General features: G+C 48.4%; 21 protein-coding genes and 1 pseudogene. 18 read left to right on the top strand and 4 right to left on the bottom strand.

Annotation, left to right across the window (positions count from 1 at the left end):
- Positions 1-290 precede the first annotated feature (290 nt).
- Positions 291-812, top strand: a complete 522-nt coding sequence (locus NWF04_08810; GenBank protein ID MCW4006673.1) for a winged helix-turn-helix transcriptional regulator — start codon at positions 291-293, stop codon at positions 810-812.
- A 23-nt stretch (positions 813-835) separates the two neighbouring features.
- Here NWF04_08810 and NWF04_08815 read toward each other — a convergent pair whose 3' ends face one another.
- The 3 genes from NWF04_08815 to NWF04_08825 all read right to left on the bottom strand — a co-directional run bounded on the left by NWF04_08815 (position 836) and on the right by NWF04_08825 (position 2,809).
- Positions 836-1,165 carry an SCP2 sterol-binding domain-containing protein gene (locus tag NWF04_08815; GenBank protein ID MCW4006674.1) on the bottom strand — a complete coding sequence of 110 codons (330 nt, stop codon included), beginning with the start codon at positions 1,163-1,165 and terminating at the stop codon, positions 836-838.
- Positions 1,166-1,181: 16 nt separating this feature from the next.
- Positions 1,182-1,964: a coenzyme F420-0:L-glutamate ligase gene (cofE, locus tag NWF04_08820; protein MCW4006675.1), complete on the bottom strand. Its 783-nt coding sequence runs from the start codon at positions 1,962-1,964 to the stop codon at positions 1,182-1,184.
- A 119-nt stretch (positions 1,965-2,083) separates the two neighbouring features.
- Positions 2,084-2,809, bottom strand: coding sequence for a hypothetical protein (locus NWF04_08825; protein MCW4006676.1), 726 nt, complete (start codon positions 2,807-2,809; stop codon positions 2,084-2,086).
- 347 nt (positions 2,810-3,156) lie between these two features.
- Here NWF04_08825 and NWF04_08830 point away from each other — a divergent pair, with 347 nt between their 5' ends.
- From NWF04_08830 to acsC, 9 genes are all read left to right on the top strand, one after another.
- The gene (locus NWF04_08830) at positions 3,157-3,960 is read left to right on the top strand and encodes an AAA family ATPase (GenBank protein ID MCW4006677.1); all 804 of its coding nucleotides are present in this window, start codon (positions 3,157-3,159) and stop codon (positions 3,958-3,960) included.
- Between the two features lie 12 nt (positions 3,961-3,972).
- Complete coding sequence (locus tag NWF04_08835) at positions 3,973-4,743, top strand: AAA family ATPase (GenBank protein ID MCW4006678.1); 771 nt, start codon at positions 3,973-3,975, stop codon at positions 4,741-4,743.
- A 175-nt stretch (positions 4,744-4,918) separates the two neighbouring features.
- The gene (cdhA, locus tag NWF04_08840; protein MCW4006679.1) at positions 4,919-7,231 is read left to right on the top strand and encodes a CO dehydrogenase/acetyl-CoA synthase complex subunit alpha; all 2,313 of its coding nucleotides are present in this window, start codon (positions 4,919-4,921) and stop codon (positions 7,229-7,231) included.
- A 10-nt stretch (positions 7,232-7,241) separates the two neighbouring features.
- Positions 7,242-8,663: a Coenzyme F420 hydrogenase/dehydrogenase, beta subunit C-terminal domain gene (locus tag NWF04_08845; GenBank protein ID MCW4006680.1), complete on the top strand. Its 1,422-nt coding sequence runs from the start codon at positions 7,242-7,244 to the stop codon at positions 8,661-8,663.
- Positions 8,664-9,125: an NADH-quinone oxidoreductase subunit NuoE gene (gene nuoE, locus NWF04_08850; protein MCW4006681.1), complete on the top strand. Its 462-nt coding sequence runs from the start codon at positions 8,664-8,666 to the stop codon at positions 9,123-9,125.
- Between the two features lie 2 nt (positions 9,126-9,127).
- The gene (locus NWF04_08855; GenBank protein ID MCW4006682.1) at positions 9,128-11,572 is read left to right on the top strand and encodes an NAD(P)H-dependent oxidoreductase subunit E; all 2,445 of its coding nucleotides are present in this window, start codon (positions 9,128-9,130) and stop codon (positions 11,570-11,572) included.
- Between the two features lie 10 nt (positions 11,573-11,582).
- Entirely contained in the window at positions 11,583-12,980 is a 1,398-nt protein-coding gene (gene cdhC, locus NWF04_08860) for a CO dehydrogenase/CO-methylating acetyl-CoA synthase complex subunit beta (protein MCW4006683.1), read from the top strand.
- A 5-nt stretch (positions 12,981-12,985) separates the two neighbouring features.
- Positions 12,986-14,206 (top strand): CO dehydrogenase/acetyl-CoA synthase subunit delta, encoded by a 1,221-nt coding sequence (cdhD, locus tag NWF04_08865; GenBank protein ID MCW4006684.1) that lies wholly within the window; start codon positions 12,986-12,988, stop codon positions 14,204-14,206.
- A gap of 17 nt (positions 14,207-14,223) precedes the next feature.
- On the top strand, positions 14,224-15,642 hold the full coding sequence (gene acsC, locus NWF04_08870) for an acetyl-CoA decarbonylase/synthase complex subunit gamma (GenBank protein MCW4006685.1): 1,419 nt from the start codon (positions 14,224-14,226) through the stop codon (positions 15,640-15,642).
- A 299-nt stretch (positions 15,643-15,941) separates the two neighbouring features.
- Here acsC and NWF04_08875 read toward each other — a convergent pair whose 3' ends face one another.
- Positions 15,942-16,124, bottom strand: a complete 183-nt coding sequence (locus NWF04_08875) for a CooT family nickel-binding protein (GenBank protein MCW4006686.1) — start codon at positions 16,122-16,124, stop codon at positions 15,942-15,944.
- A 115-nt stretch (positions 16,125-16,239) separates the two neighbouring features.
- Between NWF04_08875 and serS the strand changes: the two genes are divergently transcribed.
- From serS to NWF04_08915, 8 genes and pseudogenes are all read left to right on the top strand, one after another.
- A complete protein-coding gene (serS, locus tag NWF04_08880) occupies positions 16,240-17,529 on the top strand; it encodes a serine--tRNA ligase (protein ID MCW4006687.1) in 1,290 nt (429 codons plus the stop codon).
- A gap of 50 nt (positions 17,530-17,579) precedes the next feature.
- A pseudogene (locus NWF04_08885) lies at positions 17,580-18,191 on the top strand (30S ribosomal protein S3ae).
- Between the two features lie 191 nt (positions 18,192-18,382).
- The gene (locus tag NWF04_08890) at positions 18,383-18,847 is read left to right on the top strand and encodes a molybdenum cofactor biosynthesis protein MoaE (GenBank protein ID MCW4006688.1); all 465 of its coding nucleotides are present in this window, start codon (positions 18,383-18,385) and stop codon (positions 18,845-18,847) included.
- A 92-nt stretch (positions 18,848-18,939) separates the two neighbouring features.
- Positions 18,940-19,875 (top strand): 2-phospho-L-lactate transferase, encoded by a 936-nt coding sequence (gene cofD, locus NWF04_08895; protein ID MCW4006689.1) that lies wholly within the window; start codon positions 18,940-18,942, stop codon positions 19,873-19,875.
- 134 nt (positions 19,876-20,009) lie between these two features.
- Positions 20,010-20,132 (top strand): hypothetical protein, encoded by a 123-nt coding sequence (locus NWF04_08900; protein MCW4006690.1) that lies wholly within the window; start codon positions 20,010-20,012, stop codon positions 20,130-20,132.
- 76 nt (positions 20,133-20,208) lie between these two features.
- Positions 20,209-20,877, top strand: coding sequence for a DUF47 family protein (locus NWF04_08905; protein MCW4006691.1), 669 nt, complete (start codon positions 20,209-20,211; stop codon positions 20,875-20,877).
- Positions 20,878-21,038: 161 nt separating this feature from the next.
- Positions 21,039-21,782, top strand: a complete 744-nt coding sequence (locus tag NWF04_08910; protein MCW4006692.1) for a polyprenol monophosphomannose synthase — start codon at positions 21,039-21,041, stop codon at positions 21,780-21,782.
- A 108-nt stretch (positions 21,783-21,890) separates the two neighbouring features.
- Positions 21,891-23,567 (top strand): hypothetical protein, encoded by a 1,677-nt coding sequence (locus NWF04_08915; GenBank protein ID MCW4006693.1) that lies wholly within the window; start codon positions 21,891-21,893, stop codon positions 23,565-23,567.
- Positions 23,568-23,628 lie beyond the last annotated feature (61 nt).

The raw sequence follows: 23,628 nt of genomic DNA on the forward strand, positions 1-23,628 counted from the left end.
TGTGTTGTTGCTTGTTAGTAGGCGCCTATGTATAAAAAAATAGCAACAGAAGATGGAACTTATGTTGTATGATAAAATAAAAAACCCGCGCTCTTTTAGCATGCAAACTCTCCAACCTTGCCTCTTCAAGAAACACCCAAACTTCGCCGCTTTTCTTTGTATGGCTGTGAATTACCAAAATCAAACGCAAATAAACTTGGAATTACATACTGATAACACTGTTTTCTTGCATCAACTTAATAAGCATGGTCAAAGGATTAGTTAACTGGAACCCTTGCAGGTGTGTAATTTTGAAAGATATAGAACGTAAAATGCTCTCTGAACTTGTAAAAAACTCGCGAAGAAGCGACAGGGAACTAGCAAAAGCAATTGGCACCTCCCAACCCACCGCCACCCGCGTGAGGACCAAACTAGAAAAAGAAGGCTACATCAAAGAGTACACTGCAATACCTAACCTGAGCAGAATCGGCTACACAATCATGGCTTTCACCTTCCTGAAACTGAACACAGCTTTCTCTCAATCCCCACAGCAACTGGAGACTTTTAGGAAACTGCATTTTGACTCAATATCTAAAGATGTGCATGCCATTTTGCTAGTTAAGCATGGTATGGGTCTTGGGTACGACGCGGTTGTGTTGTCTTTGCACTCTGACTACTCTTCGTGCGACAGTTTTCGAAACCTCCTAAAAGAAAGCATGAAAGAAAACATAATTGACTTGAGCACTTTCCTTGTGAACCTTGAAGACGAATCTGGCAGTTTACCCCTAACCTTCTCGATGTTCGCTAACCAACTGCTCAATATAAAAAGCTAAAACGCCGCTGCTATCATGATAGTCTATAAGAACCCCGCGTCACGCAGCTTTAACGCTAACGCAATATTTCCCTTAAACTTGACTTTGCCCGTGAAAAACGCTTTTTCTGCGCTTAACTTGTTATTCACCAAGTCCATGTAGTCTTTCTCTGCAATCTTCAATGACAAGTCTGGTGCGGGGTGCTCTTTTTCTTCCACTTTTATTGTTTGGTCTTTTATAGTAACTGTCCAGCTTCCCCCATTAGGTCCTGATATGCTGATTTGAGCTGTAACATCTATCCCTGCCGCTTTGCTGGGGTCGAATCTTTGGGGCAAAACCTTCTCGAAAAACTCTCCGGGCGTAACGGCCTGCATGCCTTTTCCTTCTCGTTTATCTGAATAAATCTTTTTCTTTAGGTCTTGTAAGTTCCTTAGCTGAAACGTCCTTTGCAGGCTTGTACTTGTAGCCGCGCACTATCGCTACAGGTATGCCCTCACTGCTTTGCCCCATAACTAACTCAGCCGCCGAAGCCAACTCATCCCCAACACACGTCTGCTTCACCCTAAGCTTACGCCCAAACAGGTCCTTTTCCCCGCGCCTATCCCTAATTGCTCTAATACCCGCAACCCCTATCGCTATATTGATTTCTCCCATCCTAAACGGACGCCCATGCGTATCTGAAACAATAACTGCCACCTCGCCGCAACCTGCACATTTTTTGATTTCTTCTCTGATTTTCTGTGCGGAAGAGTCGGCGTCTTTGGGCAACAACGCAACCTGCCTGCGGCTATCATACACGTTTGATTGGTCTACTCCTGCGTTAGCTGAGACTATGCCCTGCTTTGTTTGGGTTATGAGACTGCTTGGACCTACCCGCACAATCTCCTCTGTTTCGCTAAGAATAACCTCGATAAGAGCAGGGTCTCTGCCCAGTTTGCCCGCAATTTCCACAGCTTTTTTTGAGGGCGTTATAGTATCCAAATCCACTACGCTTCCCTCTGCCTTGGAAACTGCAACATGCGTAACAACCACCACATCGCCTTCTTGTAGGGGCGTGCCCTGATTTTTGGCTGCTTCACAAATCATTTGCCCCAAATTATCTCCTGCCTTAAACAGCGGCAAGCCTTCAACTGCAATAACCCTAACAGCATCCAAGCGCAATTCCTCAACTATCAAAACTGGCTAACAAGAACCCCTTAAAGCTTACCGCAACTTGACTGCCAAAAGCTTGATGTGCATAAAAATAAGATGGGAGGCATGTTGCCTCTAATGTTTGTTTGAAGCTTTTGTGTTTAGCTTCGGAACTTTTGTAGTTTTTGCAGCATTTCTTTGTCGCCTTCGGCGTCGCCTGCACATGTGGCGATGATGCCGTCGACAAGTCCGTCTAGTTTGCCTGCGACTTCTTCAACTGTGTCCATGGTTGCAACTGTTGGCCAGCCGATCATCTTGACGGTTTCTACGTTTTTGGGTGTGCCTACTAGGAAGTATGCGTAGATGGGTTTGTTTAGGCGTTTGCATTCTGCGGCTACTGCTTTTAGTGTGTCAAAGGATTTTTCTTCGAGCCTCATGAAGTAGATGAAGTCCCAGTCGCCTCTTACGCGTTCTAGGGTTTCTTCAAGGGAGCGGCGTGCAGTGAGCAAGCATCCGAGTTTTATGTTCTTTAGCTTGATGTTTGCGCGCAAAAAGTCGCGGGCTTCCTCAGAGGACTTTAGCATTTTGATGGGGTCTCCGAATTTGGGGTTGTCACCCATGGTGACTGCCAATCCGTCAACACCCACGATGTCAGAGGCCAAAGCTAGACCGCCAACTTCAACGGGTCCTTTGTAGTGAAGAATGAATATGGGTACTATTTCTTTGTCGGGGTATTTGGTTTTTAGGACAGCGCTGACAACAACGCCGCTGGCTGCAGGATAACCCGCTGCGCCGTCAGTTACGTTCCATCCGTCAACTAAATCTTTGAGTTCTTCAGCTAGCTTGAGAAATTTGCGTGTGGGAACAAATTCATTTAGTATTTTCATGGAGCTTCCTCTCGGCTAAACGTAAGCGGGCTGGATTAAAAAACTTTTGCATCCCTCACCCTGCCTTGTTGATGTTGCATCTTGACTAGTTGTGGCTTAATTTTGGGTTGTTTTGTAAATACTTTATTTGACCTGTATAGGGTAATCTGCGGGTTTTGGTAAAAAAGCTGATATTTGTGTTTGTTTGGGGTGCCATGAGCGCGGTGGCTTGGCTGTGTTTTCCGCTGGGGTCTTAGCGGTGTGTGCGCGTCGGGTTTATTTTACCCCAATTTTTTTGGTTTTGACTGTTTCTCTGGGAAATGTAAATTAGTCCTGAAAGAGGCATATTTGTAGTTGTGTGATATAGTATGAAGATTGCAGTTTCTGGTAAAGGTGGCGTTGGCAAAACTTTGATTGCGGGTGGGTTAGCTCGTGGTTTTGTGGAACGCGGTTTTAAGACTATGGCTATTGACGCGGACTCTTCTCCTAATTTGGCTATGACCTTGGGTTTGACTGCCACACAGGCTCGCGAGATTTTGCCTGTATCTGAAAACAAATCACTGCTGGAAGCCAAAACCAACACTGGCTACTCAGGCATCTACCGCCTATCCTTTAGCGTGGATGACATAGTCAAAGAATACTCCGTAGCCACTCCGCTGGGCGTTAACCTCATGGTCATGGGCACCGTGAAATCCATGGGCGCAGGCTGCATGTGCGCTCCCGTAGCTGTCATACGCGCTTTGCTTAGGCACCTAGTTGTTGACCGAGACGAAGCTGTAGTTTTAGATTTTGAAGCAGGCGTTGAGCACATCGGCAGGGGAACCGCCAAAGAAGTCGATGCCCTTCTAACTGTAGCTGACTCTAACCTGAAATCCTTAGAGATTGCCAAACACATACATGATATGGCAGTCGAGGCAGGCATGAAGCATCTTTACCTCATAGGCAACCGCGTCATGAACGACGCCCAAAAACAAGCCATTCAAGACTTCGCCGACAAAAACAACATGAAAATCCTCGCGTTCGTACCTTTCGACCAACGCGTAATCGACGCAGACATGCGCGGAGAAACCCCCCTTCTAGACAAGGACATCTCTGCAGTTAAGACCATAGACAATATATGCGACACGTTGCTTAAAGAGAACCCTAGTCAACCTGCAACGGAGCAGAATTAGGAGGTTGTGTTTGTGAAAACTTTGGTAACTGTTGGTCGTGGTGGAACTGGAAAATCAAGTTTTACAGCTTTGATGGCAAAATGCTTCATAGATGCAGGAGCGGCGCCGTTGCTGCTTGTGGATGCTGACCCTGACCAGAACCTGGCTGAAATGCTAGGCGTAGACCTTGCAGCTGCAGGCAAAGCCACCATGGCAGAACTTATCGTGGATACTTTCATAAAAAAGGGCGGAACCACCGTTGGCGTACCCCCTGCAGAACGTATTGAAAGTAACATTTGGGCTAAGGGTCTTTACGAGGGAGATAATTTTGATTTCATGTCAGTGGGTACCAAATGGGTGGAAGGCTGTTATTGTATGCCTAACTCTGCATTAAAATCCGCGCTGGAATCTTTAACAAAAAACTACAAGTATATACTCATTGATTCCCCTGCAGGTTTGGAGCATCTGAACAGGCGCATAGCGTCAAAAGTAAACGACATTTTTGACATACTCGACCACTCCAAAAAAAGCCTTGACCACGTGAGGCGTGCTTATCGTATTGCTCAGGAGGTTGAGATGCAGTTTGACAATTTCTACCTTGTTGGCGGCTACCGGTTTCCTGAGGAACTTGCTGGTAAAGCGGAGGCAGAGCTGGAGTTTAAGTATGTAGGTAAAATCGTTGCGGATGAACTAGTGGATGATTACGTTCTTAACGGTAAATCGTTGCTTGAATTGCCATCTGACAATTCTGCATATACATCTGTTAAGTCTATCTTAAAAACGGCAGGTTACATACATCAATAAATCAGTTTCTTTTCTATACTAATCCTCCATTTAACCTTGCTTTCTTTGGGGTGCAACATTACTTTTCAGCCGATGCTTTGGAAAGGTTTAAAGCACTGCAAATTCAGGTATAATTCCAAACCTTTACTGAGGTTTGAAATTGACTGCTAAAAACGTGCGAGTTAAAATCGGCGAGATGAAGACCAACTCTGGTCTTATAAAAAACCTCGACTTATCTGTAGGGAAAATAATTGATGATTCATGGGAGGAACCCATGGGGCCTACGCCTCGTCCATCAATAGCGACCTTGAGAAACTGGGACCTAAAGCTTCTCAACCGGTACAAGCCTTTTTACATGCCTGCTTGTGACCTTTGCTGTTTGTGCACTTATGGGAAATGTGACTTGACAGCTGGGAAACGTGGTGCTTGTGGACTTGACATGGCGGCTCAATCCTCACGTATCGTGCTGCTATCCTGCTGTATCGGCGCAGCAACCCACACGGCACACGCGCGACACGTAGTTCATCACTTAATTGAAACCTTCGGACGTCGACACCCATTAGATGTTGGCGGCATGAACGTCAAAGTTGAAGCCCCCGTCACACGGCTAGTATGCGGCTTCAAACCCCAAACCATAGGCGACCTCGAAGACGCATTGGACTACGCTGAACAGCAAGTAACCCAATGTCTAGCTTCAACGCACACTGGACAAGAAGGCGGCAACCTCGATTTCGAGTCAAAAGCGTTCCACGTCGGCATGATTGACCACTTAGGCATGGAAATCGCAGACATCGCCCAGATATCCGTTTACAATTTCCCCAAAGCCGACCCCGAAGCACCCCTAGTGGAAATGGGCATCGGCACAGTTGACAATTCTAAACCCACCATCATGTGCATTGGTCACAACGTCGTGCCCTCAGTTGGCATCATCGACTACATGAATGACAACGGCTTAGGCGACAAGATGGAAGTTGTGGGTCTATGCTGCACCGCCATCGACAACACCCGCTACTACAAACGCGGCAAAATCGTTGGTCCCATTTCTTGGCAGCTAAGGTTCATACGCAGCGGCTTTGCAGACGTTGTTGTTTTGGACGAGCAATGTGTCCGAACAGACGCTTACCTTGAAGCTGAACGCGTAAAAGCCCCTGTAATCGCAGCCTCTGAAAAGAACTGCTTAGGCTTTAAAGACAGAACAGACGACCCCGTAGACGAAATTGTTAATGACCTTGTCAACGCCAAAGTTCCAGGTGTTTTGATTCTTGACCCTGAAAAAGTCGGCGAAGTCGCAGTTCGAGTAGCAAACATTGTTGCTCCGATGCGCAAAAAATACAAGGTTTTGCCCACAAACGATGACATCGTCCAGTTGGCTTCAACATGTAGGCAATGCAGCCTGTGCCAGCGTTCATGTCCTCAAAACCTTGACGTGCCCGGAGCCATACAAGCCGCATCAGAAGGCGACCTATCCAAACTACATCAACTCTACGAATCCTGCATCGGCTGTGGAAGATGCGAAGAAGTCTGCCCCCTCAAACTACAACTACACAGCTTCATCGTAAAAGCTGGCGAACAAGAAATGTACGCAGAAAAGAACTTCTGCCGTGCAGGCCGAGGCGCTGTCCAAGACGTAGAAATCCGCAGTGTCGGTGGCCCCTTGGTTCTGGGTGAAATCCCCGGTATCCTCGCAGTCGTCGGATGCGCTAACTATCCACGCGGCGGAAAAGACGTCTACGATATCTGCAGAGAATTCGCTTTACGACGCTTCATCGTTGTCACCACTGGTTGCTCTGCCATGTCCGCAGGTTCCTACAAGAACGAAGACGGTCAAACCCTCTACGAAGAATTCCCCGGAGAATTCGCAGCTGGAGGAGTAGTCAACATCGGCTCATGCGTTGCTAACTCACACATATCGGGTGCAGCCATCAAAGTAGCCAATATCTTCGCCAAACGCCCCTTGCGAGGTAACTACGAAGAAATTGCTGATTACATCTACAACCGTATCGGCGCAGTTGGTCTGGCTTGGGGAGCGTTCTCTCAGAAAGCCTCTTCGATTGCTGCTGGCTTTTGGCGGTTGGGTATTCCTGTTCTTGTTGGCCCCCACGGTAACAAGTACCGCCGTATGCTGCTTGGCAGACCAGACAAGAAAGAAGACTGGTACACCATTGACGCCCGCACAGGCGAAAAAATCTACGTCGGCGCTGCCCCCGAACACCTGTTCCAAAGCGTAGAAACCAAAGAAGAAGCCATGGTCGCCATCGCAAAACTAACCCTACGACCCAACGACACCTGGAAGGGACGCGCAGGCAAACTCAGCCACTACATCGACCTATACAAACGCCACTACGGCTCAATGCCCCTAGACATACCCATGTACATCCGCACCACGGCAGACATACCCATCACCATGAAAGACGAAATCACCGCGATACTCAAAGAAGCAGACTGGAAAGAAAGCAAGATCCCCGACCCAACGTTGCTTCCAAGAATGGTACGGACCATGAAGGAGTAGGTGAAAGACAATGGAACAAGCACAAACAGGTAAAGAAGTAACCATCACAATTGACGGAAAACAAGTAAAAGCCAAAGAAGGCGACACGTTAATCAACGTAGCAAGGCAAGAGGGCATCGACATCCCCACCCTTTGCTACCACGCTGAAGTTTCAACTTTTGGCGCCTGCCGCCTCTGCTCAGTCGAAGTCACCAAGCACGGCAGAACCAAAGTCGTCACCTCCTGCAACTACCCCATCGAAGAAGGCATAGAAGTTCAAACTAACTCTGAAAAAATCCGCAACGTCCGCAAAGGCATCTTAGCTCTTCTAATGGCAAGGTGCCCCAAATCCGTCAAACTCAAGAACCTAGGCAAAGCCTACGGCATCGAAGAGCACGGCTTATGGGAATCAGACCCTGACGAAGACTGCATCCTTTGCGGTTTATGCGTACGCGTATGCAAAGAACTCGTCGGCGTTTCAGCCATAAACTTTGCCCAACGAGGTGTCGAACGCGAAATCACAGCGCCCTACCACCGCTTCTCAGATGACTGCATCGGATGCGGCGCATGCGCCCTTGTTTGCCCCACAGGTTCTAAGAAAATCCGAATCCACACCTACGCAACAATGGCTCCCATGAAAGGCGAACGCGACGACATCTTTGGTGTGCACACAGACATTTTCTCTGCTAAACTCTCAAACCCCTCAGAGGGCTTCATCAAAGCCTTGCTGGTTGCAGGTTTTAACGCGGGCTTGTTTGACACAGCAGTTTTCGCCCAACGCACCGACAGCGGCTACAACGCCAAAGCAGTCATAGCTGAAAACGCAGAAGCCGTAACCTCGGCAAAGGAAGCACCCTTCATACGAGTAAAAACCATGTCCACTTTGCTAGACGCCATAGATCAAGGCAAACGCAAAATCGCCTTCGTTGGCTTGCCCTGCCAAGTCCGTGCAGTACGCAAAATGGCTCAGACCATGCAGCAAGAAATCCCAGACTTGGACATAACCACAATTGGCATGTTCTGCAGACAATCCTTCAACCCGCAAAAACTCAAAGCTGAAATCCAAAAACTTCTCAACGTCGACATTGACCAAGCAGAAAAAGTCCAGATACGCGGAGACAAATTCGTGGTGCAAGTTGCAGGCAAAGAATACTCTTGTAACGTGGATCAGCTAAACAACGCTATTGAAGCTGGATGCACTTACTGCAACGATTTCCCCGCCATGTTTGCTGACATAGCATTTGGTTCAGAGGGAAGCGCTGATGACTGCTCTACAGTGCTTATCCGAACCGAGAAAGGCCAAAACCTGATTGGCAAACTTGCTTTCACTAAAGGGGAAGTTGCAAAAGACCAGATTCAGCCTTTGTCTGAATCCAAGAAAAACCGTGCAAAAGAAAGCGTTGCTCCTGTCCTCAAAGAAATCATGGCGCAACGTGCAAGGAAGGTGCAATAAATGAGTGAGCTGCAAATAATAGACCAAGTTATAGACAAATACGTAGGCAAAGAAGGCGTTCTAATCCAACTCCTTCTTGACATTCAACAACAACTAAACTGGATACCCAAGGAAGCTGTTACCCGCATTAACGAGCGTTTGGGCATTCCAGTTAGCGACATCTACCGAGTTGCAAGCTTCTACACCGCCATCAGCCTCAAACCACGCGGCAAACACCTGGTTCGAGTCTGCGCAGGAACCGCCTGCTACGTACGCGGCGGACAAAGAATCCTCGACGCTGCTGAACAAGCCATCGGCATAAAAGCTGGCGAAACCTCTGAAGACCTCAAATTCACCCTCGAAACCGTAAACTGCCTAGGCTGCTGCGCCTTGGGACCAGTCGTTGAAATCAACGGCAAATACCACGGAACCGCCACACCCAAGCAGATTCAAAAAATAATCGACTACAAACGGAGTAACTAACCATGCAACCCCTAAAATCTCCCGCAGAACTTGAACAACTCCAAAAACAAATCATCTCACAACGCGACCCCAACCAACTAACCATTTCCATATGCACCAGCACTGGCTGCGAAGCTTTAGGCGGACAAGAAGTCCTTGACGCCCTCAAAGAAGAACTCAAAGCACACGGCTTAGAAGACAAAGTCAAAATCCGCGAAACAGGTTGCCTTGGCTTTTGCGAACAAGGCCCCAGACTTGTCATTTACCCTCAAGAAGTCTACTACTTCAAAGTAAAACCCGAAGACGTCCCCGACATCGTCTCCAAAACGCTGCTCAAAGGCGAAGTCGTCAAACACATCCTCTACAAAGACAACGTAACTGAAAGAATCACCGAAAAACTCTCCGACGTGCCCTTCTACAAATACCAAAACCGTCTGCTGCTCGAAGATAACGCTAAAGTAGACCCCAAGAAAATCGAGGACTACTTTGCACTTGGCGGCTACTCTGCACTAGCTAAAGCACTCTCAAAGATGACCCCTGACGAAGTGCTTGAGGAAGTCAAGAAATCCAAGCTTCGCGGACGCGGAGGCGGAGGCTTCCCCACAGGACGCAAATGGGAATCAACCCGCAAAGCAGAAGGCGAACCAAAATACGTCATAGTCAACTGTGACGAAGGTGACCCAGGCGCTTTCATGAACCGCGCATTGATGGAAGGCAACCCCCACAGCGTGCTTGAAGGCTTGATTTTGGCAGCATACGCCGTAGGCGCAAGCGAAGGTTTCCTGTATGTGCGCCAAGAATATCCCTTGGCAGTTGAAAACATGCAGTTAGCCATCAAAGAAGCCGAAAAATACGGTTTAGTTGGCAAAAACATCCTTGGTTCAGACTTTAGCTTCAACGTCGGCATACACAAAGGTGCAGGAGCTTTTGTTTCAGGCGAATCCACAGCTTTGATGAACGCCATCGAAGGAAAAGTCGGCGAACCCCGACCCAAATACGTCCACACCTCCGATAAGGGTCTTTACGACAAACCAAGCGTCCTAAACAACGTCGAAACATACGCTAACGTTCCCTTAATCATCAACAAAGGAGCAGACTGGTTCCAAACAATTGGCACCGAAGGTAGCAAAGGAACTAAAATCTTCGCTTTAGCAGGCAAAGTCAACAACACTGGCCTAGTCGAAGTCCCCTTAGGCATGACACTGCGCGACATCATATTCAAAATCGGCGGCGGCATCCGAAACAACAAGAAATTCAAAGCAGTACAAACAGGTGGCCCCTCTGGAGGAGTCATACCCAAAAAGTATCTTGACTACCCCGTAGACTTTGACGAACTCACCAAGCTGGGTTCTATGATGGGTTCAGGCGGCATGATTGTTCTTGACTCTGACACCTGCATGGTTGACGTAGCACGGTACTTCATCAACTTCCTCTGCGACGAATCCTGTGGTCAATGTGTCCCCTGCCGAGAAGGTCTTAAACAGGCACGCAAAATCCTTGACGATATCGTCGTTGGAGAAGGCAAACCTGGTGACTTTGAAAAACTAACGCAAATCGCCGAAACCATGAGTTCCGCGTCGCTGTGCGCTTTGGGTCAAACTGCGGCTAACCCCATGTTGACTACTCTTCGTCACTTCAAAGAAGAATACCTTGCGCACATCGAAGAGAAACGCTGCCCCGCTTTGGTCTGCAAGAAACTGTTGACCTTCCACATAGACCCCGAGAAATGCAATGGCTGCCACTACTGTGCCATGAGCTGCTCTGAACAAGCCATAGTTGGTGCTATTGACAAAATCCACGTAATCGATCAGGACAAATGTACCCAGTGTGGAACCTGCTTTGACATGTGTCCGCCTGAGTATTCTGCCGTACAAAAGCTCTCTGGAGAACCAGCGCCCCCAGCTTTGCCTGAAGACCACCGCTGGATCAAGCGTCCGTGGGCATTAGCTGAAATCTCTGCAACCAAGAAGTCCTTGATAATCGCTAACGCAGACATCGCCGCAAACATCGTTAACAGCGCCTGCCGCCCCTTGCTTGTTGCTGGCACTGAACTCATCGGAGCCGAATACGAGGGAAAGAGCCTGATTGACTACATCATAGAGTTCGTCCGCAAAGCTAACATTCCAGTAGTTGCAACCGCGCAAACAGTCAAGGCATTCCTAGACAAAGGCTACAAGCCCGCTGGAGCGATGTCCGCAACTGAAATCGGCAGCAGATTGGTTGACCCTGAATGGATGGGCATTGATTCACAAGGACCCCATGACATGGTACTCTTTGTGGGTGTACCTATGGTTACTGCTGTGGAAGTCCTCTCTGGTCTGAAGAACTTTGCACCCAAGCTAAAGGTCGTCAACTTGGACAACATGTACAACCAGCATGCAAGTTGGTCCCTGCCAAGCTCAACGGTCAAAGATTGGATTGGAACTCTCACAGCAATGACTGCAAAATTGGAAGATGGAGGAGAATAAGAAAATGTCAATGTTTGAAGATATCCCCGTAGACGTGGGCGTAATCTACGAAGGTGAACGTATCCGCAAAAACGACCTACAAGTCGAACTTGGCGGACCCAAAGTCAAAGAAAAATTTGAACTAGCCAAAGTTAGACCCGCAGACCAAGTTGAAGACGGCAAAGTCACCATTATCGGACCCGACATCAAAGACCTCAAAGAAGGCGGTTCTTACCCCTTTGGTATCCTTGTTGAAGCTGCAGGTTCAGAGCTTGACCAAGGACTGGAGGGTGTAATTGAACGACGCATCCACGGTTACCTCAACTACATTGAAGGCTTCATGCACCTAAACCAGCGCTACGACATCTGGACAAGACTTGGCAAAAAAGCATTCAACAAAGGCCTAAACAGCTTCGAACCCATGGGCAAAGTCCTCTACCGCCTCTTCAAGAGCGAACTACCCATCATCGAAAAACTGCAAATAACCTTTGTAACCGACCCCGACAAAATCCACGAAATGTACACTGCCGCACTAGCAGACTATGAAGCACGCGACGCAAAAGCCAGAGGCCTAAAAGACGACGAAGTCGACAAATTCTACGGCTGCGCCCTGTGCCAGTCCTTTGCCCCAAGCCACGTCTGCGTAATCACCCCCCAACGCTACAGCAACTGTGGCGCCATTAGCTGGTTTGACGGTAAAGCCTCAGCAAGCATCGACCCCAAGGGCCCCGTCTTCGCCATAGACCGCGGAGAACTAATCAACGCCGAAAAAGGCGAATTCTCAGGCGTCAACGAAATGGCCAAGAAACGCAGCATGGGCGAAGTCAACAAAGTCTGGCTATACACCGCATTTGACTACCCCCACACCTCGTGCGGATGCTTCGAAGCAATTGCCTTCTACATCCCCGAAGTCGACGGGTTAGGCGTAGTTAACCGCAGCTTCAAAGGCGCAACAGTCAACGGCTTGCCCTTCTCAACGCTTGCGGACTCTGCTGCAGGCGGACGACAAGTCGACGGATTCCACGGAATATCCATCGAATACATGCGTTCCAGCAAATTCTTTGCAGCTGACGGCGGATGGAACCGCATCGTTTGGCTACCTAAAGAAGTCAAAGAACGCGTCAAAGACTTCATCCCCGCAGACATCGTCGACAAAATCCCAACTGAAGAAGACGTGCAAGATGTTGACTCTCTCAAAGCTTTCCTCAAAGAAAAGAACCACCCCATAGTAGCACGCTGGACCGAAGAAGCACCTGCAGAAGAAGCATCTGCCGAAGAAGAAGCAGTTGACGCTGGCATGCCCGTAATGACTGCATCCGCGTTGCCCATAACCGCTGGCGGCTTCAGAATCATACTCAAAGACGCAAAAATCTACGCCAACAAAGTCATCATCAAAACCATCAAAGACGAAAAGAAAGAAAAACGGTGAAAACCTTGCCTCACCACAACAAAAAACCCGAAGATCCCACCGGATTAGGTCTTAGCCCAGACCTGCTGGATCTTCTCGCCAAGTTCCAAGAAATCGAGCTTGAAGACTTCGAGCTGGTCGCTCCAGAAATGGAGCTTGTTTGGGAACCAGCCGTAGGCGGGCGCATCATGCCCAAGCTCAAAGTTCCTGGTGTGGCGGGCGGCAAACCCACTGCTCTGTTGCAGGCAGCGTTTACCCCTCCAGTAGAAACCTACCCCGGCAAGATTGCACAGGTAAAACTTGGTGCCACTAAAGGTGAAGGCGGCAGCCGCGGCAAATCCGTAACTGTAGGCGGAGAAACCTCCCCTGCTTTCTACACTTTTGAACGCCCCATAGCAAATTCTCCAATTGTTACCTTAGACGTCTTCGACATGGAAGTGCCCCTTTCTAAAGCTGTCAAGATGCACGTGAAAGACGTGGTAGGCGACCCTGCAGCATGGGCAAAACTAGCTGTTGAAAAGTTCGGTGCCGACATGGTTACCGTTCACTTAATCAGCGTTGACCCTCTGCTCAAGGATGCTACTCCCAAAGACGCAGTGAAAACCGTTGAAGAAATCCTGCAAGCCGTCGATGTCCCCCTAGTTATTGGTGGATGCGGTGACCCCGTTAAAGACGCGGATGTTTTCGAAGCAATCTGTGAAACATTCCCCGGCGAACGATTCCTCATTAGCTCAATTACTGGCGACATGGATGTTGAGCGCTGCGCTAAATACGTCAAGAAAGCAGGACACGCAGCGTTATCCTTCACACCCATGGACCTAAACCTTGCACGCGAACTAAACCGCAGACTCTACGACTACTTAGCCCCCGAAGACATCGTCATGGATTTAACCACTGCAGCTTTGGGTTACGGACTTGACTATGCCTTCACGAACATGGAACGCGCAAGAATCGCAGGCTTAATGGGCGACAATGAACTGGCTCACCCAATGTCTTCAGGCACCACAAACGCTTGGGCTGCACGTGAAGCATGGCTCAAGATGGACGCAAAATGGGAACCACGAGAACTGCGAGGTCCTCTATGGGAAGTAACCACTGCGTTGACTTTGTTGCTTGCAGGTGTTGACTTGTTCATGATGATGCATCCCGCAGCTGTAAAGACCCTCAAAGACGTAACTAACAAACTTGTATCTGGCGGAAAAGTTGACCCCTCCAAATTCGCTGAATGGGTCTCCGTCAAGGCTTAAGGGAGTGAAAACCGAAAATGAGCAAGAAAGCTGGAATAAAAGAGTTAAGCCCCATAGACGTTTACAAGCTACTGCCAAAAACTAACTGCAAAGAATGCGGACAAGAAAACTGCATGGCTTTTGCCACCAAAATCGTCAACCGTGAACTCAGCATCGACCAATGCCCACCCCTGCTCAAGAAAGAAAACGAGAAATCCTACCAGAAACTCAAGGAACTGCTAAAACCCGCCGTTAAAGAAGTCACCGTAGGCGTTGGCGAAAAAGCCAAAAAATTAGGCGGCAAACTGGTCATGTACCGCCACGAATTCACCTACACTAACCCAACAGCCATAGCCATAGACGTAACTGACGAAATGCCCGAATCTGAAGTTGTTGCCCGTATACAGCGCACGGAAAACTTTAGCTACGAATACATCGGCTACACCCTAAAGCTTGACATGATTGCTGTTAGATGCACTTCTGGTGATGCGGAAAAATTCAAGGCTGTTGTCAAGAAGGTTTCTGAAACAACCAAGCTGCCCCTGATACTGTGCACTTTAGACGCAAACATCGCCGAAGCAGGTCTTATGGCTGCACCCAAATCCAACCCGCTACTGTACGCCGCAACCGAAGCAAACTGGAAAGAAATGGCAGAAGTCGCAATCATGTACAAATGCCCGCTTGTAGCCTCTGCACCAGGCGACCTAGACAAACTTGTCTCCATAGCCAAAACCCTAAACGCGTACGGCGTAACCGACATAGTCCTTGACCCTGGAACCTTCATAAACGAGGGCTTATCCGAAACCATTAACAACTTTACCATGCTGCGCAGAGCCGCATGCAAAAACGGCGAAGAACTCGCAGGGTACCCCCTCATGGGCGTTCCCATGGCAGCTTGGGTAAACAAAGGCGAAACCGCAGACGAAATCATCAAATGGAAAGAATCCTACATTGCCTCCATGCTGGTTGTACGCTACGCTGACATCTTGGTCATGCACGGCGACGACGGCTGGTCACTACTGCCAACAACTGTGTTGCGCCAAAACATCTACACTGACCCACGCAAACCCGTTGCAGTCTCACCCGAACTCAAAGTCTTCGGCACTCCTGACGAGAACTCGCCAGTGTTCTTCACCTCAAACTTTGCCCTCACCTACTACACCGTAGCCTCAGACATCGAAAGCAGCAAAATGAACGCGTACCTCATCGTCGTAGAAACCGAAGGCTCAGCCATTGACAGCGGAGTTGCTGGACGCAAACTAACCGCCGAACGAGTCGCAGACGCCCTCAAAGAATCAGGCGTAGAAAACAAAGTCAAACACAGAACACTAATCATCCCAGGCAAAGCATCAAGAATCAGCGGCGAAATCGAAGAACTCACAGGCTGGAAAGTCCAAGTAGGACCACGCGACAGCTCAGAAATACCCAAATATATCACAGAAAAATGGCAACCCTAAGCCACCCCTTTCTTTTCCCCTAAACTTTCTTTTATTTTGTACCCTTCCCATCAACCCTGACGCTATGTTATATTTGACGCATTACGACAAAAAACGACTTTTTGAGACATTCTACGACGCGTAAAACCCCCAAAACAAACCCCAAAACAAAAACACAGCCCTTAAAACAAACTTCAAATGCCCCTACCTATCTGCGGTTTGAAGCAAACCTGCTCTATTTTTTGCTGTGAACTTTGGCGTATGGTTCCCTGATTTTCGACGGCGCATACATACGTAAGTGAAAAGAAGCAGAAGGATAGTTAGTTTGTGTTTTCAAGGACTAGTCGGGTGGTGTTTACGTCGACTTCTACGATTTTGGTGTTGGAGAATTCTTTGCTTTCTCCGAGCACGTTTTTGACTGTGACGATGTTGTTTTGGGCTTTGGCGTAGACTACGTCTTTGAAGAGGATTTTTCCGTTTAGTATGACGTTAAATTCACACATGCTTTGTCACCACTATAATTGTGGGGTTGGTTGGCTATAAGCACTGCTGTCTTGGCTGTGGGATTGTAAGTTTAAATAGCAAAATTTGTTCTATCATGTTGACGCCGTGACTTGTATGTTAGATATCAAGCTTATCCGCGAAAACCCCGCACTGGTAAAAGCGAATTTAGCAAAGAGAGGCGACCCCGCGAACTTAGCCATGCTAAACGAGCTAATTGAAACTGATGTGGCTTGGCGCCAAAACCTAACCCGCCTAAACGATTTACGCCACGACCGCAAAGTCTGCACCACCGAAATTGGCAAACTCAAAAAAGCCAAACAAGACGCAGCAGAACCCATAGAGAAAGCCAAAGCCATAGACACCCAAATCACGCAAATTCAGCAGCAAGTCACCGCGGAAGAAGAAAAAATCCGCAGCCTCCTCCTTCGCCTGCCAAACCTGCTACACGAAAGCGTTCCCGAAGGCAAAGACGACACCGAAAACGTCATAGAAAAAACCTGGGGCACCCTACCCAAGTTTGACTTCAAAATAAAAAACCACATTGACCTTGCTTTGGATTTGGGCATTGTGGATTTGGAGCGCGCGAGCAAAGTTGCAGGTGCACGGTTCTTCTTTTTCAAGGGCGCAGGGGTGCTTTTGGATATGGCGTTAATCCAGTTTGCTTTGGAAACTTTGCATGGTAAGGGTTACGCGCTTATTGAGCCGCCTTATTTGATGAAGCGTGCGCCTTATGAGGGCGTTACGGCGTTGGCGGATTTTGAAGATGTCCTCTACAAAATAGCTGAAGAAGACCTCTACCTTATCGCAACCTCAGAGCATCCTATGGCGGCTATGTACCAAAACGAGGTCATAACCCAAGACGAGTTGCCGCTACGGCTTGCAGGTTTTAGTCCGTGTTTCCGAAAAGAAGCAGGCTCACACGGCAAGGACACCCGAGGCATATTCCGTACACACCAATTCAACAAAATCGAACAGTTCATTTTCTGCACGCCCGAAGACTCCTGGCAACTGCACGAGGAACTTTCCAACAACGCTCAGGAGCTTCTTCAGCAGCTAGAGTTGCCCTACCGCATGGTCAACGTCTGCACGGGTGATATCGGAACAGTAGCCGCGAAAAAATACGATTTTGAAGCATGGATGCCCGCACAAGGCGCTTACCGCGAGGTGGTTAGCTGTAGCAACTGCACCGATTACCAAGCCCGCCGCCTAAACATACGGTACCGCGAAAAAACAGGTTCCCCACCCAAAGGTTTCCCGCACACATTAAACAGCACCGCTATCGCTACGGGCAGAACCATTGTTGCCATTTTGGAGAATTATCAGCAGCCTGACGGGTCGATTTTGGTGCCAAAAGTTCTGCGCAAATATATGTGCGGTATCGAGAAAATATCTCTTCAGCGGTAAAGCTTTTAATATTGGATTGAGAATGTTGAGGGCGCGTTTGGAGGATTACCTTGTCTTCAAAATCAAAGTCAAAACATCTGCGTGATAAATGGCGAGGCAAATCTTGGTATATGATTGTTGCGCCCCCTTACTTTGGGAACGTTGAGTTAGGCGCTGTGCCCGCTGCAGACCAAGAACTGCTAATTGGCAGAGTCGCAGAAGCTACATTGTACGATATTACTGGCGACTTTTCGCATCAGTACTTGAAAATGTACTTCCAAGTAAACTCGTTAGACGGCAAAACCGCACGTACAGTCTTCAAAGGACATGAGTACAGCCGTGACTACCTAAGAAGCCTTGTACGCCGAAGAACAACCAAAGTCGACGGACTCTTCAACCTAGTCGTCAAAGACGGCTACAAACTACGCATCGCCGTCTCCGCCCTCACCCTCTCACGAATCAAAACCTCCCAAGAACACCAAATCCGCCACATCATGGCACAAACCATCCACGAAAAAGCCCTCAACCTCACTTTGGACCAGTTTGTCCAAGAAATGGTGCTAGGCAAAATCGCCTCTGACATCTACAATGAAGCCAAACAAATAGCGCCGCTACGACACGTTGGAATTCGCAAATCCAAACTCATCGCCCACCCCAAAAACAAACCTGACGCCGCCACCGCAGAAGAACCTGAAGTACCTGACAACACCGAAGCTCCCGAAGTGCCCGACGAAGAACCCGAAGCAGAAGTCGTCATCGAACAAGTCTAACCCCCACCCTTTCCTTTCTTTGCTCTTTTTAACATCAAAAACCTTCTAGTTTTCGGAATTAGTTATCTACCCGTTTCTCCCTAGTTACTGTGGAAGTGGTAAGTGTGTCTGATGTGGGTGTTCACGAAAAAGGAACTTTTACAATCAACGATTTAATGGATAGCATTAAGAAAAACCCCCGTTACCCCCAAACAGGAGGCATAGCCATGTTTGTTGGAGTGGTACGCGGCGAGAGCAACCAGAACCAGAAAGTACAGGGGCTCACTTTGCAGGCGTACGAAGAACGCGCCAACGAAGTTACCAAAGCAATCTGTGCTGACTTGGAAAAAAAATCTGGCATAACCAACGTGCAAATCCACCACCTCCTAGGCGATTTTGCCGTCGGTGACCCTCTTGTCTACGTCTCAGTAGCAGGTTCCCACCGCCATGAACTCTTCCCCGTGCTCCAAGAAGCCGTCGAACGATACAAACACGAAGTCCCCATATTCAAAAAAGAAACCACCCTCACACCCCAAGGAACCAAAACCGCCACATGGGTCTCAGAAAAAGAACATAAAGAACACCCGTAACCCTCTCCATAGCTTTTGCCTGTTTGTTTGTGCCGCTAAATCCTAAATAGACTCTTCGCGTCATATTGCTTGCTAATCTTTGGGGTGTTTTTGTGATTACGGCGTTGGCTGGTGGAATTGGCGCTTCCAAGTTTCTTTCTGGACTGGTACGCGTGGTTGATTCTAAGGATTTGACGGTTATTGTGAACACGGGTGACGACATAGACTTTCATGGTATGCACGTTTCCCCCGATGTGGATATTGTATGTTACACGTTAGCAGGCATTGTTTCTCAGGAGAGGGGTTGGGGCATCAACGAGGACACTTTTCATTTCTTAGATGCGCTCAAAAAGTTCGGGGTGGAAACCTGGTTTAACATTGGTGACCGCGACCTTGCAACGCATGTTTATCGGACCCTGCGCCTAAACCAGGGCTTGACTCTCTCACAGGTAACTACAGAAATCTGCTGCGCCATCAACTTGGGCGTCCACGTTTTGCCCATGTCAAACGACAAATTCGAAACCATAATCAAAACCCCGCAAGGCGCTATGCATTTTGAAGAGTACCTTGTCAAGAACGCTGCGGAGCCCAAGGTTTTGGGTGTAGAGTTTCCAAACGCTAAAAACGCAAAGCCTTCTCCTGGTGTGCTGGAAGCTATTGAAAATTCTGATTTGGTAATTGTCTGCCCCAGCAACCCCGTCGTGAGTATTGGTCCTATTTTGGCGGTTAAGGGGGTTAGGGATGCGTTGAGGCGGTCGGCTGCGTGTAGGGTGGCGGTGAGCCCTATTATTGCGGGGGCGCCTATTAAGGGTCCTGCAGATAAGCTGCTTGGGGGGTTGGGGTTAGAGGTTTGTGCGTTTTCGGTGGCGCAGCTTTACGCGGATTTTCTTGACCTGTTTGTGGTTGACGTATCTGATGCCGATCAAAAGCAGCGTATAGAAGAGCTTGGCGTGGAGGTAAGGGCTGCGTCTATACTGATGAATTGCTTGGAGGATAAGGTTGGGTTGGCTAGAACTGTTTTGAACTATTTTCCAGATCTCTTTACGTAATGTGTCTATATAAATTACTGTTTTCACTATATGTTATTTGGAGACGCTAAATAAACCCGAAGCTCCCTGTATGTGTTGGAGAGCTAAAAGGCAGATTTAGCTACGAAAAAGGGAGAGAAGCGTGAACAGGCTTTTTGGCAATCCAATTCAAATGTGGGGGAGAAAAACTGAAAAGACACGTAAACCGCAAAAGCCGTCAAGACCGCAGTTTTGACCTTGTTGACTGGTTTTTAGCAATTGACGGCTGCTTAGCCTAAAACCAGCATCAGGACAGACCGCGGAACAAAGGGTTATATGCGTATCTGAGAAAGATAATTACAGGTAGATGTTTCTATGGAACGCCGAAGCTACAATTGGTTTGAAAAACGCCGAAAAACCAAAGGCTTAGAGTTAGCTCATGAACAAATCAACAAAGCCTTTGACACCGTAACCTTACTTCACAAAGCCACCAAAAGCTTCGCCCAAGGTGAACTCTCTGACGCAAAAACCTACCTCACAAACCTCTACGAAGCCGAGGAAAAAGTAGACAAACTACGCGCAGACGTTTTCACCGAACTATCCAAAGGCGCAGCGTTGGTTGCTGATTACCGAGAAGACCTCCTACACTTAGTCAAACGTCTAGACACCCTAGCCGACCACACCAAAGACGCCGCCCGATGCCTAGACATGCTCGGAGACGCCAAAATCCCCGACGAACTCTGCGACAAAACCGTTTTCATGACCCAAAAACTCGTCGAAACCGCCCAAGCCCTACGCGCAGGCATAGAAAAAATCAGCGCCAACCCCCACGAAGCCATAGCCGAAGCCCAAAAAGTAGAACAATACGAACACGAACTCGACCAAGAATACCTAAACGCCAAAACCCTCTTCGTGAAATACGGCGACAAAATGAACAGCGGAGCCCTCATCATCTTTGACGACCTCATCGAATTCATCGAACACGCCGCCGACATGTGCGCAGACACCGCCGACTACATAGTCATACTCTCAAACAGCGACTAAACCCCCAGTTCCCTAATCAAATTCTTTCTCTTTTAATCTGGCAGTTAGCGTTTAAGCTGTCCCTGCTTGCTTTGCCGTGTGGGGTTGGTTGAAGCGTGGTTTTTGTATAATCTTTATTAGTTGTTTGCTGTGCTATTTGTTGCAGGTTCTGTGGGGATGTTTTGAGTTTGCACGGTGAATGCGGGGCTAATTTAGGCGTTGGCGTGGTTTTGCCTACCTTTTGCGAAGTATCAAATGTTGGGCGGCTTATCCCAGAAATTAAGCAGTTGCCCTTGCAGACTTCGATTTTGGTGGTGGATGACTCAAGTCCCGACGGCACTGCCGAGGTCGTAAAACAGTTACAAGAGACGTATCCAGATGTTTTTTTGTTGCAGAGGTCAAAGAAGAGCGGTTTGGGCAACGCGATTACGGATGGGTTTAGGTTTTTTTTGGGTTTAGATTGTGCGCCTCATGTTGTGGTTACGATGGATGCGGATTACTCTCATAATCCTCAGGACCTGCCAAGGTTGGTTGCGGGTATGCAGGGTGATTGTGATTTGGTAATTGGCAGCCGTTACTGTAGCGGTGGGGGGACTGCTGGGTGGCCTTGGCTGCGAAAGCTGATTAGCCGAAACGCAAACGCTTTAGCCCAGTCCTTGCTGGGTTTGCAGCCTGCCGACTGCACCAGCGGCTTTCGATGCTACTCCACCACGTTTTTGAAATCAACCATAAACTGCCTACACAGCCAAACCTACGACATCCAAATCGAAACCATCAACCAAGCCCACCAAAAGGGCTTTAACGTCAAAGAAATCCCCATACTCTTCATCAACAGAAAACGCGGAAAATCCAAACTCAGCCTTTTTGAAATCGAAAACTACCTCTCCTATATCCTCAAAACCACCACCCTCAAAAACAACCCCTAAACCCGCATGCTTGGGTTATGGGTGAAGCTTTAAGAGCATTTACAAAGAAAGGTTTGCAAGCAACTACTGTGTGTTGGATGGTTGCAAGCTAAAAGGGGCTGTGTGTTGGTGGAGCAGTTTAGGCGCAAAAAGTTTTGGCTGATTTGTTTTTTGCTGCTTCTTTGCTTGGGTGTAGCTCTTGGCGTAGCTAGCATTTACCCCGTGTCAAGTGCACAGTTGCAGACGCGCACCCTAATTGATGACACTTTTAATTTGACGGCTTTGGAAACTTATCGGCAAGGCTTAGGGAGCTTTCATGGAAACGAAAACCTCACCCTACACGTCAGCAAACCCGACGCTTTTCCCGTTAACTTTTCGCTTATAACTTACGGAGGCTCCCAGTACTCCGCCGTCTTAAACTCTAGCCTTGACTACTCGTTTTGTGCAGGAGCAGACTACTACGAAGCCGTCTTCACCTCTGGCAACACATCTTTTACAACCCTGCATCTGCAAGTGCTTGCCACAAACCCCGCGACAACGTACCCTCTCTCTTGGCTGGGCGGCTTTGCTAAAGCCCTGTTCTTTGTTGGTTTAGCCGCTACCCTGACGCTTTTAATGCTGCCGTACCTGCGCAAATCCACTTTCCCCAAGACCCCAAGAAGCTTGTTGCCTGCTCTGGACAATAAGGGGCGTAGGCGACTGCAGGTTTTCGTGGTTGCCTCGCTGGTGTTTTGGCTGCTGCTTTTGGCGGCAAACAGTCACCCGTTGGCGACGTTTGAGGACTGGTACACTGACAGCGCACGACATCCCTACTCCGCCAACCTGTTCACCAAAGTTGGCTTCTCCATCTTTGATACTTCACTGGGTGGACTCTCTAGCATGGATGATTCCTACTTCAAGTTCGTAACTTGGCCTGAGATGCCGCATTTGTATCCCGTGGGCAGTGTCTTTTTGTTCTTGCCTTTTGGGGCGTTGCTGGAAAACGGCGCGTCACAGGCGTTGGTTTTCAAGTTGGTGATGGCGGTTTTGCTTTTGTTTGCTCACGTGTGCTTGTACATGTTTTTGAAGCAGTTTTCACGGCTGGACGTAGAATTTGTTTTGAAAGCTGTGGGTGTTTACCTGTTTTATGTGGTGCTGGTTGTTTATGCGGCAAATGGCATGTTTGAAGCTGTGCCCTTGCTGTTTTTGCTGCTGGGTTTGGGTATGTTTTTGCAGGAACGCTACGACGTTTTCTTGCTGTTGGTGGCAGTTGCGGTGACTTTCAAGTATCAGGCGGGCATCTTTTTGTTTCCCTTAGTCTTTGTTGGGCTTGTTGGGCTCTTGCACAAAAACGCGCTTTCAAGCATTTTGAGAAGCAAGGTGCTCTGGGCAGCAGCAGGCTTAATTGTTGTTGATTTGTTTACTGCATATTTGAGTGCGCACTTCTTGCTTAGCGCGCGCCCAGAGCTGGTGTTAAACGGCGTGAACGCTTTTAGTCCCCACGCGCAAATTCCGTGGATGCTCCAAGCATTTGCTGTGCTCTTGTTTTTAGCAGCCACAACCGCCACCGCCCTTTACCTCTCAAACCAAAACCGCTTAGCCTCCCTGCTTGTCTTATTCTCTTTGGTGCCCTCCTTGACCATGCCCTACTTCCAATCATGGTACCTGTGCTTCTTCTTCGTGTACCCCCTGCTTCCCATGCAAAAACGCGCCCTCCAAGCAACCCTGCTGTGGGTAGCCTTTGCTGTTGTGGTGTTAGCGTTTGGCGGGGTAGCCTTCAACCCGCTTTACCTGCTCGACAACATCCGCCACGTCCTAAACCTCTAAGCTGCGGTTTGGGTGTAGGTGCCCAAAGAGCTTAATTGTTAATCTGCTAAAGTAACTCACG

The organism is Candidatus Bathyarchaeota archaeon, assembly GCA_026014465.1.
GTDB lineage: Archaea > Thermoproteota > Bathyarchaeia > Bathyarchaeales > Bathycorpusculaceae > JADGNF01.